Genomic DNA, 13,468 nt, shown 5'->3' on the forward strand with positions numbered 1-13,468 from the left:
TATGCACTTATCCAGACATCCGACCAGTTACCCCACCCGCTGGCAAGAGATTGCGGCCAAGCTCGAAGTGGAGCTGCGCACGCACTACCGCTGCGGAGACTACCTGCCTGCCGAGCAGCAGCTTGCCGACCGCTACGAAGTGAATCGCCACACCCTGCGTCGCGCCATCGATCAGCTGGTGGAGCGCGGCTGGGTCCAGCGCCGTCAGGGCGTCGGCGTGCTGGTGCTGATGCGTCCGTTCGACTACCCGCTCAATGCCCAGGCGCGTTTTAGCCAGAACCTGCTCGATCAGGGCAGCCACCCCACCAGCGAAAAGCTGCTGTCTGTCCTGCGCCCGGCCTCCCGCCACGTGGCGGACGCGCTGGGGATTCAGGAGGGCGACAACGTCGTTCACCTGCGCACGTTGCGCCGGGTAAACGGCGTGGCGGTCTGTCAGATCGACCACTACTTCGCGGACCTCACCCTCTGGCCCGTGCTGCAACATTTCGCCAGCGGTTCGCTGCATGATTTTCTTCAGGACGCGACGGGTATCGCGCTCAAACGCACCCAGACGCGCATCAGCGCCCGCCGCGCGCAGGCGAAAGAGAGCAAGGTGCTGGAGATCCCCAACATGGCCCCGCTGCTCTGCGTGCGCACCCTCAACCACCGTGACGGCGACGTCAACGCAACGGAATACTCCGTCAGCCTGACCCGCGCCGACATGATTGAATTTACCATGGAGCACTGAATGCACTTCGACACCTCCACTCGTCAGCGCTGGATGCGCGTGCTGGCCCACAGCCAGCCTGATGCGCTGGCTGCCCGCATGAGCGCGCTCGGCCTGACGCCGGACTACGACACGATCCGCGCGCCGGAGATCGGCCTGGTGCAGATCCAGGCACACATGGGCGGCACCGGCGAGCGCTTCTTCGCCGGCGATGCCACCCTCACCCGCGCGGTGATCCGCCTGAAAAGCGGCACGCTGGGCTACGGCTACGTACTTGGGCGCGACAAAACGCACGCCGAGCGCTGCGCAGCAATCGACGCGCTTTTACAGGAACAGCCGCATTTTCAGACGTTAATGGAAACCCTGATTGCCCCGCTGGAAGCTGACCGCGCCGCACGCCTTGCCGCGCGTCAGGCCGAAGTAAATACCAGCCGGGTCGACTTCTTTACGCTCGTTCGCGGAGACAACGCATGACGCTTCAACCTGCTTTTACCCTGGCCGTCCAGGATGCCCAACAGAGTTTCCGTCGCCTGCTGAAAGCCATGAGCGAACCGGGCGTCATTGTCTCGCTGCACCAGCTCTCCCAGGGCTGGCTGCCGCTGAACCTCGCCTCGACCAGCGTGCTGCTGACCCTGGCGGACAACGACACCCCGGTATGGCTGTCAGGCGCATTGCTGAACGATATCGCCAGCCAGAACCTGCGCTTTCACACCAACGCGCCGCTGGTCGAGCAGCCACAGCAGGCGGTCTTCGCCGTGGCCGACGAGCAAATCAGCCATGAACAACTTAACGCCCTGAGCGAAGGCAGCGCCGTCGCACCGGAAACCAGCGCCACGCTGATCCTGCAAGTCTCCAGCCTGAGCGGTGGCCGCATGCTGCGCCTGACGGGTGCAGGGATCGCCGACGAGCGGATGGTCGCCCCCCAACTGCCGGAGTGCATCATTCATGAGCTGACCGAGCGCCCGCATCCGTTCCCGCTCGGTATCGACCTGATCCTGACCTGCGGCGAGCGCCTGCTGGCGATCCCGCGAACCACTCACGTGGAGGTGTGCTGATGTACGTTGCCGTCAAAGGGGGCGAGAAGGCGATCGCTGCCGCCCATGCCTTGCAGGCGCACAGACGCCGGGGGGATGATGCCCTTCCTGAGCTGAGCGTCGCCCAGATTGAACAGCAGCTAAACCTGGCCGTCGACCGCGTGATGACCGAAGGCGGCATCGCGGACCGCGAACTGGCGGCGCTGGCGCTGAAACAGGCCAGCGGCGATAACGTGGAAGCCATCTTCCTGCTGCGCGCTTACCGCACCACGCTTGCGAAGCTGGCGGTAAGCGAGCCGGTGAATACGGCGGAAATGCGATTAGAGCGCCGTATTTCTGCGGTGTACAAAGATATTCCTGGCGGCCAGCTGCTTGGTCCGACCTACGACTACACCCATCGCCTGCTGGACTTCACTCTGCTGGCGAACGGTGAAACACCGCAGCTCAGCGCCTCTGACGCTGAACAAGACGCCTCCCCGCACGTCTTTAGCCTGCTGGCAAACCAGGGGCTGGCGAAGGCGGAAGAGGACACCGGCAGCGCACCGGATGACATCACCCGCACGCCGCCGGTCTATCCCTGTTCACGCTCGTCCCGCCTGCAACAGCTGATGCGTGGCGATGAAGGGTATCTGCTGGCGCTGGCCTACTCCACGCAGCGCGGCTACGGGCGCAACCACCCCTTCGCGGCAGAGATCCGCAGCGGCTATATCGACATTGAAATCGTACCGGAAGAGCTTGGTTTTGCGGTGAACATCGGCGAACTGCTGATGACCGAGTGCGAAATGGTGAACGGTTTTGTCGCACCAGAGAATGAAGATCCGCACTTTACCCGCGGCTACGGGCTGGTGTATGGCCTGAGCGAGCGCAAGGCGATGGCGATGGCGCTGGTTGACCGTGCGCTCCAGGCCCCGGACTACGGCGAGCATATTGCAGGCCCGGCACAGGACGAAGAGTTCGTGCTGGCCCACGCGGATAACGTTGAGGCCGCCGGCTTTGTCTCGCACCTCAAGCTGCCGCACTACGTCGATTTCCAGGCCGAACTGGAACTGCTGAAACGCCTGCAACGGGAGCGCGCCAATGACTAACTTAAGCGGCTACAACTTTGCCTATCTGGACGAACAAACTAAACGCATGATCCGCCGCGCCATCCTGAAGGCAGTGGCGATCCCCGGCTACCAGGTGCCATTCGGCGGCCGAGAAATGCCAATGCCCTACGGCTGGGGCACCGGCGGTATTCAGATCACCGCCAGCGTGATTGGCGAAGCGGACGTGCTGAAGGTCATCGACCAGGGGGCAGACGACACCACCAACGCCGTGTCGATCCGCAACTTCTTTAAGCGCGTAACGGGCGTCAACACCACCGATAAAACCGAAGACGCGACGCTGATCCAGACCCGTCACCGCATTCCGGAGACCCCGCTGACTGAAGATCAGATTTTGATTTTCCAGGTGCCGATCCCGGAGCCGCTGCGTTTTATCGAGCCGCGGGAAACCGAAACCCGCACCATGCACGCCCTGGAAGAGTACGGGATCATGCAGGTCAAACTGTATGAGGACATCGCCCGCTTCGGCCATATCGCCACCACCTACGCCTACCCGGTGAAGGTGAACGGCCGCTACGTGATGGACCCGTCGCCGATCCCGAAATTCGATAACCCGAAGATGGACATGATGCCCGCCCTGCAACTTTTTGGCGCCGGACGTGAAAAACGCATCTACGCCGTGCCTCCGTACACCCGTGTGGAGAGCCTGGATTTTGACGATCACCCGTTTACGGTGCAGGAGTGGGACGAGCCGTGCGCCATCTGCGGTTCGAAGCATAGCTATCTGGATGAAGTGGTGCTGGACGACACGGGCAAACGGATGTTTGTCTGCTCCGACACCGATTACTGCCGCCAACAGAGCGAGGCGAACAGCAAATGAAACCGCTGCTTTCGGTTAATAACCTGACTCACCTTTATGCGCCGGGCAAAGGCTTTAGCGACGTGTCGTTTGAGCTGTGGCCGGGCGAAGTGCTGGGCATTGTCGGCGAGTCCGGCTCCGGTAAAACCACCCTGCTGAAGTCCATCTCCGCGCGCCTGACGCCGCAGAACGGCGACATTTTGTATGAGGGCGTGTCGCTGTATGGCATGAGCGAAGCCGATCGCCGCCGCCTGCTGCGCACCGAGTGGGGCGTGGTGCATCAACACCCGATGGATGGCCTGCGCCGCCAGGTGTCGGCGGGGGGCAACATCGGCGAACGGCTGATGGCCACCGGCGCGCGCCACTACGGCAATATCCGCGCCACGGCGCAGCACTGGCTGGAAGAGGTTGAAATCCCCGCCTCGCGCATCGACGACCTGCCGACCACCTTCTCCGGCGGCATGCAGCAGCGTTTACAGATTGCCCGCAATCTCGTCACCCATCCGAAGCTGGTGTTTATGGATGAACCGACCGGCGGGCTGGACGTCTCCGTCCAGGCGCGCCTGCTGGACCTGCTGCGCGGCCTGGTGGTGGAGCTGAACCTGGCGGTGGTGATTGTCACCCATGATTTAGGCGTTGCGCGCCTGCTGGCGGACCGTCTGCTGGTGATGAAGCAGGGTCAGGTGGTGGAAAGTGGGCTAACCGACCGGGTGCTCGACGATCCGCATCATCCGTACACCCAGCTGCTGGTGTCGTCCGTATTGCAGAACTGAGGGCGCGGTTGTCGGGTGGCGCTGCGCTTACCCGGCCTACGAACACCGCACCTTGTAGGCCGGGTAAGGCGAAGCCACCACCCGGCAAAACGAATCGCGAGGCCAACATGATCCACGTACAAAACGTAAGTAAAACCTTTGTGCTCCACCAGCAAAACGGCGTCCGCCTGCCGGTACTGCAAAATGCCTCGTTAGAGGTCAGCAACGGCGAATGCGTGGTGCTGCATGGCCATTCCGGCAGCGGAAAATCCACCCTGTTGCGCTCCCTGTATGCCAACTACCTGCCGGACGAAGGCCATATCCATATTCGCCATAACAATGAATGGGTCGATCTGGTCCAGGCCCCGGCGCGCAAGGTGCTGGAAGTGCGCCGCTCGACGATCGGCTGGGTCAGCCAGTTCCTGCGGGTGATCCCGCGGATCTCCGCCCTGGACGTGGTCATGCAGCCCCTGCTGGATCTCGGCGTACCGCGCGAAACCTGCGCCGCTAAAGCCGCCAGCCTGCTGACGCGCCTCAACGTACCGGAGCGTCTGTGGCACCTCGCCCCGTCGACCTTTTCCGGCGGCGAGCAGCAGCGCGTCAACATCGCCCGCGGCTTTATCGTCGATTACCCGATTTTACTCCTGGATGAACCCACCGCCTCGCTCGACAGTAAAAACAGCGCAGCGGTGATGGAACTGATCGAACAGGCCAAAGCGCGCGGCGCGGCGATCGTCGGGATCTTCCACGACGAAAACGTTCGCAACCGCGTAGCCGACAGACTGCACCCGATGGGGACAAACGTATGATTATCAATAACGTCAGGCTGGTGCTGGAAAATGAGGTCGTGAACGGCTCGGTTGAGGTGCGGGACGGTGTCATCCGCGCCTTTGCCGAAACCCGGAGCCGCACTCCTCAAGCGATGGATGGCGAAGGCGGCTGGCTGCTGCCGGGGCTGATTGAGCTGCATACCGATAATCTGGATAAATTCTTCACCCCGCGCCCGAAGGTGGACTGGCCTGCGCATTCAGCGATGAGCAGCCACGACGCGCTGATGGTCGCCAGCGGCATCACCACCGTGCTGGACGCGGTGGCGATCGGCGACGTGCGCGACGGCGGCGATCGGCTGGAGAACCTGGAGAAGATGATCAACGCCGTGGAGGAGACGCAAAAGCGCGGCCTCAACCGCGCCGAGCACCGCCTGCACCTGCGCTGCGAGCTGCCGCACCACACCACCCTGCCGCTGTTTGAAAAGCTGGTGGGCCGCGAGCCGGTCTCGCTGGTTTCCCTGATGGATCACTCGCCGGGGCAGCGCCAGTTCGCCAACATTGAAAAGTATCGCGAATACTATCAGGGCAAATACGCGCTCAACGACGCGGAGATGGCGCGCTACGAAGAAGAGCAGCTCCAGCTTGCGGCCCAGTGGTCGCAGCCGAATCGCCTCTCCATTGCCGCCATGTGCCGGGACCGTAATATTGCCCTGGCCAGCCATGACGACGCCACGCACGATCACGTGCGTGAATCCCACCAGCTTGGCAGCGTGATCGCTGAATTTCCCACCACGTTTGAAGCGGCAGAGGCGTCGCGCCAGCACGGCATGAACGTCCTGATGGGCGCGCCGAACATCGTGCGCGGCGGGTCGCATTCCGGCAACGTGGCGGCAAGCAAGCTTGCCTCCCTCGGCCTGCTGGATATCCTCTCCTCTGACTATTACCCCGCCAGCCTGCTGGACGCGGCCTTCCGCGTCGCGGACGACGAGGGCAACAGCTTCACGCTGCCGCAGGCGATTCGCCTGGTGACGAAAAACCCAGCCAGCGCGCTTAATCTTCACGATCGCGGTGAAATTGCCGAGGGGAAACGGGCCGATCTGGTGCTCGCCCACCGTAAGGGCGAGCACGTGCATATCGACCACGTCTGGCGTCAGGGAAAGAGGGTGTTCTGATGGGAAAACTCATCTGGTTAATGGGCCCGTCCGGCTCCGGGAAGGACAGCCTGCTGTCGGCGTTACGGCAGCGGGAACATTCACAGCTGCTGGTGGCGCACCGCTATATCACGCGCGTTGCCAACGCCGGAAGCGAGAACCATATCGCCCTGAGCGAGCAGGAGTTTTTTACCCGTGCCGGACAAAACCTGCTGGCGCTGAGCTGGCATGCCAACGGCTACTACTATGGCGTCGGCATTGAGATTGACCTCTGGCTGCATGCGGGGTTCGACGTGCTGGTTAACGGCTCGCGGGCGCATCTCCCGCAGGCTCGCGCCCGGTACGAAGCGGCGCTGCTCCCGGTCTGTTTGCAGGTTTCCCCGGACGTTCTGCGTAGCCGGCTGCAAAAGCGGGGGCGCGAAAACGCGCGCGAGATCGACCAGCGGCTGGAACGGGCGGCGCGCTACACCCCGTCGGGTTGCCATCTCCTCAATAACGACGGAAGTTTGCTACAGTCAGTCGAGACCTTTCTATCGCTTATTCGCCAGAAGGAGAAACAGCATGCCTGACTGCCAGCTTCGCCCCGCCACCGCCGACGATGCGCCGATCGTTTACGCGCTGATCTGCGAACTTAAGCAGGCCGAGTTCGATCATCAGGCGTTTCACGCCGGGTATCTGGCCAACTTGCAGGATCACAATATGCGCTACCAGCTGGCCGAGCTGGACGGGCAGATCATCGGTATGATCGGCCTGCATATGCAGTTTCACCTGCATCACGCCCGCTGGATCGGCGAGATCCAGGAGCTGGTGGTGATGCCGCAGGCGCGCGGATTAAAAGTGGGCAGCCAGCTGCTGGCCTGGGCAGAGGACGTCGCGCGACAGGCAGGCGCCGAGCTGACCGAGCTTTCCACCAGCGTGAAGCGCGTGGACGCGCACCGTTTTTATGTACGTGAAGGGTATACGCAAAGCCATTTCCGCTTCACAAAACCGCTGTAGAGGTGCGTTATGAGTCTGACGATCACGCTGACAGGAACCGGAGGGGCGCAGCTGGTGCCGGTGTTTGGCTGCGACTGCGCGGCGTGCCGACGGGCGCGTTTACAGGAAAATTATCGCCGTCGCCCCTGTAGCGCGGCGGTGAAATTCAACGATGCGGTCACCTTGCTGGACGCGGGTATTCCACACCTGATGGACGACTGGCCCGCGGGGAGTTTCAGGCAGTTTTTGCTTACCCATTATCATATGGATCACGTTCAGGGGCTGTTTCCTCTGCGCTGGGGCGTGGGAGCGACCATTCCGGTTTACGGCCCGCCGGACGACGCAGGCTGTGACGACCTGTTCAAGCATCCGGGCCTTCTCGATTTCAGCCACACGGTGGAGCCGTTTGTGATGTTTGAACTTCAGGGCTTGCGGGTCACGCCACTGCCGCTCAACCATTCAAAACTCACGTTTGGCTATCTGCTGGAGTCCGCCCACAGCCGCGTGGCGTGGCTTTCTGATACCGCCGGGCTACCGGATAAAACGGTGACGTTTCTGCTAAACAATCAGCCGCAGGCGATGATTATCGACTGTAGCCATGAACCGCGCCCGGAAACGCCGCGCAACCATTGTGATTTGAATACGGTGATTGCGCTGAACGAGGTAATTGGCTGTCCGCAGGTGATCCTGACGCATATCAGCCATCAGTTTGACGTGTGGATGATGGATAACCCGCTGCCGTCCGGCATTGAAGCGGGGTATGACGGGATGGTACTGGTGCTGGATTAAATTTTGCCGGGTGGCGGCTGCGCCTTACCCGGCCTACGCGTTGCAATACCGGGGTTACCACCGATCGTAATCATCCTCTAACCGGCGCTCATCCTCTTCTAACCGACGCCGATCGTCATCCAGCTGCCGCTGACGCTCGTCTAAACGCTGGCGTCGCTCTTCTAACTGCCGACGACGATCGTCGTACTGGCGGCTGTCGGTTTGACGGCTGCGATCGTAACGATCGTCGTCATCATCATTACGGCTGCTGCCGGGGTTATAGGCGTCGTTGATCGCCTGCTGAATATTGCCAATGGCATCATCAATCACATCGGCATGCGCCAGTTGGCTGGTTAAAGTCAGCAGACCCAATAACAGAGCGGTAGAGTAACGTTTCATAAGGCCAGACTCGCAGGTGAACTGGCCTTAAAGTAATGACTGGCTGTTAGCGGGAGTAGCGGAGGAATCTCAAATTACCATCACCTTGCGCAGCGCCTGCGCCAGCTGTGCGCGGGTGAACGGTTTTCGCAGTAACTGAACGTCCGGCAGCTGCGGGTTATGCGCCGGGCGCAAATCCTGCCCGCTGATCAGCAGCACCGGCAACTGCGGATAGTGGCTGCGTACATGGCCGATCACCTCTGCACCGCTCAGGCCGCCCGGCAACATCAGGTCGCTGATAAACATGCCGATATCCGGCGACGCGTCCAGCATGTTCAGCGCCTGCTCGCCGTTTTCGGCTTCAAGCGTCAGGTAGCCAAGCTGGTGCAGTTGCTCGCACAGGGTCTGCCGCACGCCCGCCTCATCTTCCAGGACCAGCACAAGCAGCTCACTTTCTGCCGGGGCCGTGGCCGCCAGCGCGGCATCATCGGAGAACGCAGGCAGCGTCGAGCGCGGCAGCTGGAGCCGCACGGTGGTTCCCTGCCCCGGCGCGCTTTCGATCTCAACGCGCCCCCCGGACTGACGCACAAAGCCGTACACCATCGACAGCCCTAACCCGCTGCCGCTGCCGGTCTGTTTGGTGGTGAAGAACGGTTCAAAGACCTGCGATTTCACCTCCTGCGACATCCCGCAGCCGTGGTCAATCACCTCCAGCGCGACCATATCCTGCCTGCGCCCGTCGCTGCGGGTCACACGCTGGTTCCAGGTGCGGATTTTAATCACACCGTTTTGCCCCTCCATTGCATCACGGGCGTTCATTACCAGGTTGATAATGGCGTTTTCCAGCTGGCTGACGTCAATCCATGCGGGCCAGGCCGGGGTTTGCGCTTCAATATCCAGCGTCAGCGTGGCGGGAAGCGAGTGCCGCATCAGCTCGCTCAGGTTCTCCAGCAGCGGCTTCATCTCTACCGCATGGGGTTGCAGGGATTGCTTGCGCGAGAAGGCCAACAGACGCTGGGTGAGCATGGCCCCGCGTTCCGCGGCTTTGAGCGCACGAGTGATGCGCGGCGCGTCCGGTGACGCTGAATCGGTCAGCTCCAGACTGCCGATTATCACCGCCAGCAGGTTATTAAAATCATGCGCCAGCCCGCCCGTCAGTTGCCCGACCGCCTTCATTTTCTGGCTGTGCAGCAGCGCCTCCTCCAGCCCCTGACGTTCGATGCGGTCGACCTCCATCTGCGAGGTCTTCTCCTTCAGTAGCCGCGTGGTGTGCTCCAGCGAAGCGGTATTGCGGGCAAAAACGTTAAACGCGCGCGCCAGTTCCCCCAGCTCATCACGCCGCTGTAGCGCGGGCACCGACACATCCTGCTCGCCGTGAGCGAGGCGCGACATTGCCCTTGAGATAGCCGTCAGGTTGGAGCCCAGATTGCGGTAAATATACCAGCAGGCGCAGCCGGTGATGATCAGCGCCAGCACCGCGAAGACGCTGATAAACACGCTGATGGAGCGCAGCTCCTGGTGGCTTTGGGCGGTACGCAGCCGGGAGGCCTGCGCCACCTGTTCAACGTACTGATTGATGTCGCGGTTTAATATCGCCACCAGCGCCTTGATGTGGAACATGTACCAGCTGATGGACAGATCGCTCTCTTCCAGCTGCTTCGACAGTGGCGCGAGCTTGCGCAGCTCATCATTAAAATCCGGGAGCACCAGGTTGACCACCGGTTGCAGGGCGCTCGCGGGTAACATCGCGGTTACTGCATCCAGCTGCTGCACCGTGGCGCGCGGTGAAGGGGTATCAATGGCGGCAACGATCAGCCTGTCCATCTCTGCAAGCTGCCGGGCGTCTGGCACATTGCTCGCGTAACGGCGGTTGATATCCTGCAAATGACGCAGGTAGCTTTGGCTTTGATACAGCGCGCTGAGCAGCGCGTTACGCTCCAGATGCCGTTTTTGCCCGCGCTCCAGCATTCCCGTCACGCTCTGCTGTAACTCATTGCTCCTGCGAATAATACGCGCCACCAGCGCCGGCTCCTGCTGCGCCAGCGGCGCATCGGCAAGCTGCTCCAGCGAGTGGCGCAGCGCCATCTGCGTCTGTTTCAGCCGTTCAGCTTCGCCTTTGTACTCCAGCGCACCGACCACCTGCGACAGCCGCACCGCCGCCGTCGCCACATTCGCGGTATCACGCGCGAGGTTCATGCTGCCGGTCATGTCATCCAGCGTTTGCTGCTGCACCTGCTCCTGGATCTGGCTGGCATGACGAAAGCCGAGCACCGCCACGCCACTGACCATCAGCGTTACCGCCACCACCAGCAGGTTAAATATCAGCAGGCGACCGCGGGCGCTGGTGAAGAACGGGGGGCGTGAAGACATGTTGACTCCGTAACTGTGATCCACATTCGCTATTCATAACTATGACAAATATGAACAGCTTCTGACATTTTGCATTTACGCGCCTGTGATGAAGTGCAGATATCGACATTCACAGGAGATCCGCCATGAGCAGAACCCCGGTTTTAGAGATGCGCCACATTGCCAAGACGTTTGGCAATTTCCACGCGCTCAAGGGCGTGGATTTGACGGTTTTCCCCGGTGAGATCCACGCGCTGATGGGGGAAAACGGCGCCGGAAAAAGCACGCTGATGAAGATCCTCGCAGGTGCCTATACCGCCAGCAGCGGCGACATCCTCATCGACGGTAAGCCGTTTCACATCAAAGGGCCGAAGGATGCGCTGGCCGCAGGCATTACCCTGATTTATCAGGAGATGCAGCTTGCTCCTAACCTGACCGTGGCGGAAAACATTTTTCTCGGCAGCGAGTTGTCGCGCGGCGGGCTGGTCCAGCGCAAAGAGATGGCTGCCCAGGCCCAGGCGGTCATTGACCGACTGGGCGCGCAGTTCAGCGCCACCGACCTGGTCATGAAGCTGACCATCGCCGAGCAACAGCAGGTGGAGATCGCCCGCGCGCTGCACCGCAACAGCCGCATTCTGGTGATGGATGAACCCACCGCCGCCCTCTCCTCGCGCGAAACCCACCGTCTGTTCGAACTGATTTTGCGCCTGCGCGATGAAGGTATGGCGATTATCTACATCAGCCACCGGATGGCGGAAGTGTATGAGCTTTCCGATCGCGTCAGCGTCCTGCGCGACGGGCAGTACGTCGGCAGCCTGACGCGCGACAAGCTGAATGCCTCTGAATTGGTGCGCATGATGGTGGGCCGCCCGCTCAGCGATCTGTTTAACAAAGAGCGCGATATTCCGCTCGGCAGCCCGCGTCTGAACGTGCACCACCTGACAGATGGCAAAAAAGTGCAGCCGTGCAGTTTGCAGGTGCGCTCCGGTGAAATCGTCGGGCTGGCGGGGCTGGTCGGCGCCGGACGCTCCGAGCTGGCGCAGCTGATCTTCGGCGTGCGCAAAGCCACCGGCGGCATGATTGAGGTGGACGGCGAACCGGTGGTGATCCACTCCCCGCGCGCGGCCATTGAGAACGGCATCGGTTTTCTTACCGAGAACCGCAAGGAGCAGGGGCTGTTTCTGGAGCTGGCGGCGCAGGAGAACATCACCATGGCGACGCTGGAGCGCGACGCCACCTTCGGCATGTTAAACCGCAAAAAAGCGCAGTCTATTTCCGATGACGCCATCGCCCTGCTCAATATCCGCGTGCCGCATTCTCAGGTGCGCGCGGGCGGGCTCTCCGGCGGCAACCAGCAAAAGCTGCTGATCTCCCGCTGGGTGGCGATAGGCCCGCGCATTTTGATTCTGGACGAACCCACGCGCGGCGTGGACGTCGGCGCAAAAAGCGAGATCTACCGCATCATGAACCAGATGGCGCGCAAAGGGGTGGCGATTCTGATGATCTCCAGCGAGCTGCCGGAAGTGGTGGGCATGAGCGACCGGGTGTACGTGATGCGGGAAGGCAGCATCGCGGGTGAACTCCACGGACGCGACATCTCTCAGGAAAACATCATGACGCTGGCAACCGGCGTGAACGACACACATCATCAGGCGGTGTAATTATGACAACTCCAACCCATCCGCAGCAGGTGGCGAAATCCGCCTCCGCCAAAAAAATGCTGATGAGCGATCTGATGCAAACGATCGGTATTTTGCCGATTTTAATCCTGATTGTGGCGGTATTTGGCTTTATCGCCCCGAACTTTTTCACCGAGAGCAACCTGCTGAATATTACCCGGCAGGCGTCGATCAACATCGTGCTGGCGGCGGGGATGACCTTCATCATCCTGACCGGCGGGATTGACCTCTCCGTGGGCTCGATTCTGGGTACTACGGCGGTAGCGGCGATGGTGGTCTCGCTTATCCCTGAATTTGCGATGCTCTCCATTCCGGCGGCGCTGATGCTCGGTATGGTGCTGGGGCTGTTCAACGGCGCGCTGGTGGCCTTTGCCGGGCTGCCGCCGTTTATCGTCACCCTCGGCACCTATACGGCACTGCGCGGGGCGGCCTACCTGCTGGCGGACGGCACGACGGTCATTAACTCCAACATCAGCTTCGAGTGGATCGGTAATAACTATCTTGGTCCCGTACCGTGGCTGGTGGTGATCGCCCTGGCGGTGATTGTGGTGTGCTGGTTTATTCTGCGTCGCACAACCCTCGGCGTTCACATCTATGCGGTCGGCGGCAATATGCAGGCGGCACGCTTAACCGGCATCAAGGTCTGGCTGGTGCTGCTGTTTGTCTACGGCATGAGCGGCCTGCTCTCGGGATTAGGCGGCGTGATGAGCGCCTCGCGCCTCTACAGCGCCAACGGCAACCTCGGCACGGGGTACGAGCTGGATGCGATTGCGGCGGTGATCCTCGGCGGCACCAGCTTCGTCGGCGGGATCGGCACGATCACCGGCACGCTGGTCGGCGCGTTGATCATCGCCACCCTCAACAACGGCATGACGCTGATGGGCGTCTCCTACTTCTGGCAGCTGGTGATCAAAGGGGCGGTGATCATCATAGCGGTGCTGATCGACAAATACCGTACCCGACACCATCAAAGTGCATAACAACAATACCCTACGTGAGGAATA

Annotated in this window: 15 protein-coding genes; 13 read left to right on the forward strand and 2 right to left on the reverse strand. The window is 61.4% G+C overall.

From position 1 onward, the window contains the following. Position 1: 1 nt before the first annotated feature. The 11 genes from phnF (at position 2) to phnP (ending at position 8,079) form a co-directional block, all read left to right on the forward strand. Complete coding sequence (gene phnF, locus RHN82_RS07540; protein WP_006810434.1) at positions 2 to 727, forward strand: phosphonate metabolism transcriptional regulator PhnF; 726 nt, start codon at positions 2 to 4, stop codon at positions 725 to 727. Further along, positions 728 to 1,180, forward strand: a complete 453-nt coding sequence (gene phnG / locus RHN82_RS07545; protein WP_047052253.1) for a phosphonate C-P lyase system protein PhnG — start codon at positions 728 to 730, stop codon at positions 1,178 to 1,180. Then, complete coding sequence (gene phnH, locus RHN82_RS07550; protein ID WP_003860219.1) at positions 1,177 to 1,761, forward strand: phosphonate C-P lyase system protein PhnH; 585 nt, start codon at positions 1,177 to 1,179, stop codon at positions 1,759 to 1,761. Before phnG ends, phnH begins: the two co-directional genes overlap by 4 nt. Continuing rightward, entirely contained in the window at positions 1,761 to 2,825 is a 1,065-nt protein-coding gene (locus RHN82_RS07555) for a carbon-phosphorus lyase complex subunit PhnI (protein WP_047052249.1), read from the forward strand. Before phnH ends, RHN82_RS07555 begins: the two co-directional genes overlap by 1 nt. Then, positions 2,818 to 3,663, forward strand: coding sequence for an alpha-D-ribose 1-methylphosphonate 5-phosphate C-P-lyase PhnJ (locus RHN82_RS07560; protein ID WP_310399139.1), 846 nt, complete (start codon positions 2,818 to 2,820; stop codon positions 3,661 to 3,663). The genes RHN82_RS07555 and RHN82_RS07560 overlap by 8 nt, the downstream gene beginning before the upstream one ends. Continuing rightward, on the forward strand, positions 3,660 to 4,415 hold the full coding sequence (phnK, locus tag RHN82_RS07565) for a phosphonate C-P lyase system protein PhnK (protein ID WP_015570221.1): 756 nt from the start codon (positions 3,660 to 3,662) through the stop codon (positions 4,413 to 4,415). The genes RHN82_RS07560 and phnK overlap by 4 nt, the downstream gene beginning before the upstream one ends. A gap of 107 nt (positions 4,416 to 4,522) precedes the next feature. Then, positions 4,523 to 5,203: a phosphonate C-P lyase system protein PhnL gene (phnL, locus tag RHN82_RS07570; RefSeq protein ID WP_047052246.1), complete on the forward strand. Its 681-nt coding sequence runs from the start codon at positions 4,523 to 4,525 to the stop codon at positions 5,201 to 5,203. Continuing rightward, positions 5,200 to 6,336 carry an alpha-D-ribose 1-methylphosphonate 5-triphosphate diphosphatase gene (gene phnM, locus RHN82_RS07575; RefSeq protein WP_047052244.1) on the forward strand — a complete coding sequence of 379 codons (1,137 nt, stop codon included), beginning with the start codon at positions 5,200 to 5,202 and terminating at the stop codon, positions 6,334 to 6,336. The genes phnL and phnM overlap by 4 nt, the downstream gene beginning before the upstream one ends. Next, the gene (phnN, locus tag RHN82_RS07580; RefSeq protein WP_100245279.1) at positions 6,333 to 6,884 is read left to right on the forward strand and encodes a ribose 1,5-bisphosphokinase; all 552 of its coding nucleotides are present in this window, start codon (positions 6,333 to 6,335) and stop codon (positions 6,882 to 6,884) included. Before phnM ends, phnN begins: the two co-directional genes overlap by 4 nt. Continuing rightward, positions 6,877 to 7,311, forward strand: coding sequence for an aminoalkylphosphonate N-acetyltransferase (gene phnO, locus RHN82_RS07585; RefSeq protein WP_015570217.1), 435 nt, complete (start codon positions 6,877 to 6,879; stop codon positions 7,309 to 7,311). Before phnN ends, phnO begins: the two co-directional genes overlap by 8 nt. Before the next feature lie 9 nt (positions 7,312 to 7,320). Further along, entirely contained in the window at positions 7,321 to 8,079 is a 759-nt protein-coding gene (gene phnP, locus RHN82_RS07590) for a phosphonate metabolism protein PhnP (RefSeq protein ID WP_047052240.1), read from the forward strand. Between the two features lie 54 nt (positions 8,080 to 8,133). On the opposite strand, the gene yjdP is transcribed toward phnP, so the two are convergent. Beyond that, positions 8,134 to 8,457, reverse strand: a complete 324-nt coding sequence (yjdP, locus tag RHN82_RS07595) for a DDRRRQL repeat protein YjdP (protein WP_047052238.1) — start codon at positions 8,455 to 8,457, stop codon at positions 8,134 to 8,136. 69 nt (positions 8,458 to 8,526) lie between these two features. Continuing rightward, complete coding sequence (locus RHN82_RS07600) at positions 8,527 to 10,806, reverse strand: hybrid sensor histidine kinase/response regulator (RefSeq protein WP_047052236.1); 2,280 nt, start codon at positions 10,804 to 10,806, stop codon at positions 8,527 to 8,529. A 125-nt stretch (positions 10,807 to 10,931) separates the two neighbouring features. Between RHN82_RS07600 and RHN82_RS07605 the strand changes: the two genes are divergently transcribed. Both RHN82_RS07605 and RHN82_RS07610 read left to right on the forward strand, forming a co-directional pair. After that, entirely contained in the window at positions 10,932 to 12,446 is a 1,515-nt protein-coding gene (locus RHN82_RS07605) for a sugar ABC transporter ATP-binding protein (protein WP_047052234.1), read from the forward strand. A gap of 2 nt (positions 12,447 to 12,448) precedes the next feature. Next, positions 12,449 to 13,444: an ABC transporter permease subunit gene (locus RHN82_RS07610; RefSeq protein ID WP_006810448.1), complete on the forward strand. Its 996-nt coding sequence runs from the start codon at positions 12,449 to 12,451 to the stop codon at positions 13,442 to 13,444. The last annotated feature ends 24 nt before the right edge of the window (positions 13,445 to 13,468 follow it).

The organism is Enterobacter cloacae complex sp. EB5 (assembly GCF_031432835.1).
In the GTDB taxonomy this organism is placed as follows: Bacteria; Pseudomonadota; Gammaproteobacteria; order Enterobacterales; family Enterobacteriaceae; genus Enterobacter; species Enterobacter hormaechei_C.

Coding starts and splice junctions, on each gene's coding strand:
- phnF (WP_006810434.1), top strand. CDS start 2: ATGCACTTATCCAGACATCCGACCAGTTACCCCACCCGCTGGCAAGAG.
- phnG (WP_047052253.1), top strand. CDS start 728: ATGCACTTCGACACCTCCACTCGTCAGCGCTGGATGCGCGTGCTGGCC.
- phnH (WP_003860219.1), top strand. CDS start 1,177: ATGACGCTTCAACCTGCTTTTACCCTGGCCGTCCAGGATGCCCAACAG.
- RHN82_RS07555 (WP_047052249.1), top strand. CDS start 1,761: ATGTACGTTGCCGTCAAAGGGGGCGAGAAGGCGATCGCTGCCGCCCAT.
- RHN82_RS07560 (WP_310399139.1), top strand. CDS start 2,818: ATGACTAACTTAAGCGGCTACAACTTTGCCTATCTGGACGAACAAACT.
- phnK (WP_015570221.1), top strand. CDS start 3,660: ATGAAACCGCTGCTTTCGGTTAATAACCTGACTCACCTTTATGCGCCG.
- phnL (WP_047052246.1), top strand. CDS start 4,523: ATGATCCACGTACAAAACGTAAGTAAAACCTTTGTGCTCCACCAGCAA.
- phnM (WP_047052244.1), top strand. CDS start 5,200: ATGATTATCAATAACGTCAGGCTGGTGCTGGAAAATGAGGTCGTGAAC.
- phnO (WP_015570217.1), top strand. CDS start 6,877: ATGCCTGACTGCCAGCTTCGCCCCGCCACCGCCGACGATGCGCCGATC.
- phnP (WP_047052240.1), top strand. CDS start 7,321: ATGAGTCTGACGATCACGCTGACAGGAACCGGAGGGGCGCAGCTGGTG.
- yjdP (WP_047052238.1), bottom strand. CDS start 8,457: ATGAAACGTTACTCTACCGCTCTGTTATTGGGTCTGCTGACTTTAACC.
- RHN82_RS07600 (WP_047052236.1), bottom strand. CDS start 10,806: ATGTCTTCACGCCCCCCGTTCTTCACCAGCGCCCGCGGTCGCCTGCTG.
- RHN82_RS07605 (WP_047052234.1), top strand. CDS start 10,932: ATGAGCAGAACCCCGGTTTTAGAGATGCGCCACATTGCCAAGACGTTT.
- RHN82_RS07610 (WP_006810448.1), top strand. CDS start 12,449: ATGACAACTCCAACCCATCCGCAGCAGGTGGCGAAATCCGCCTCCGCC.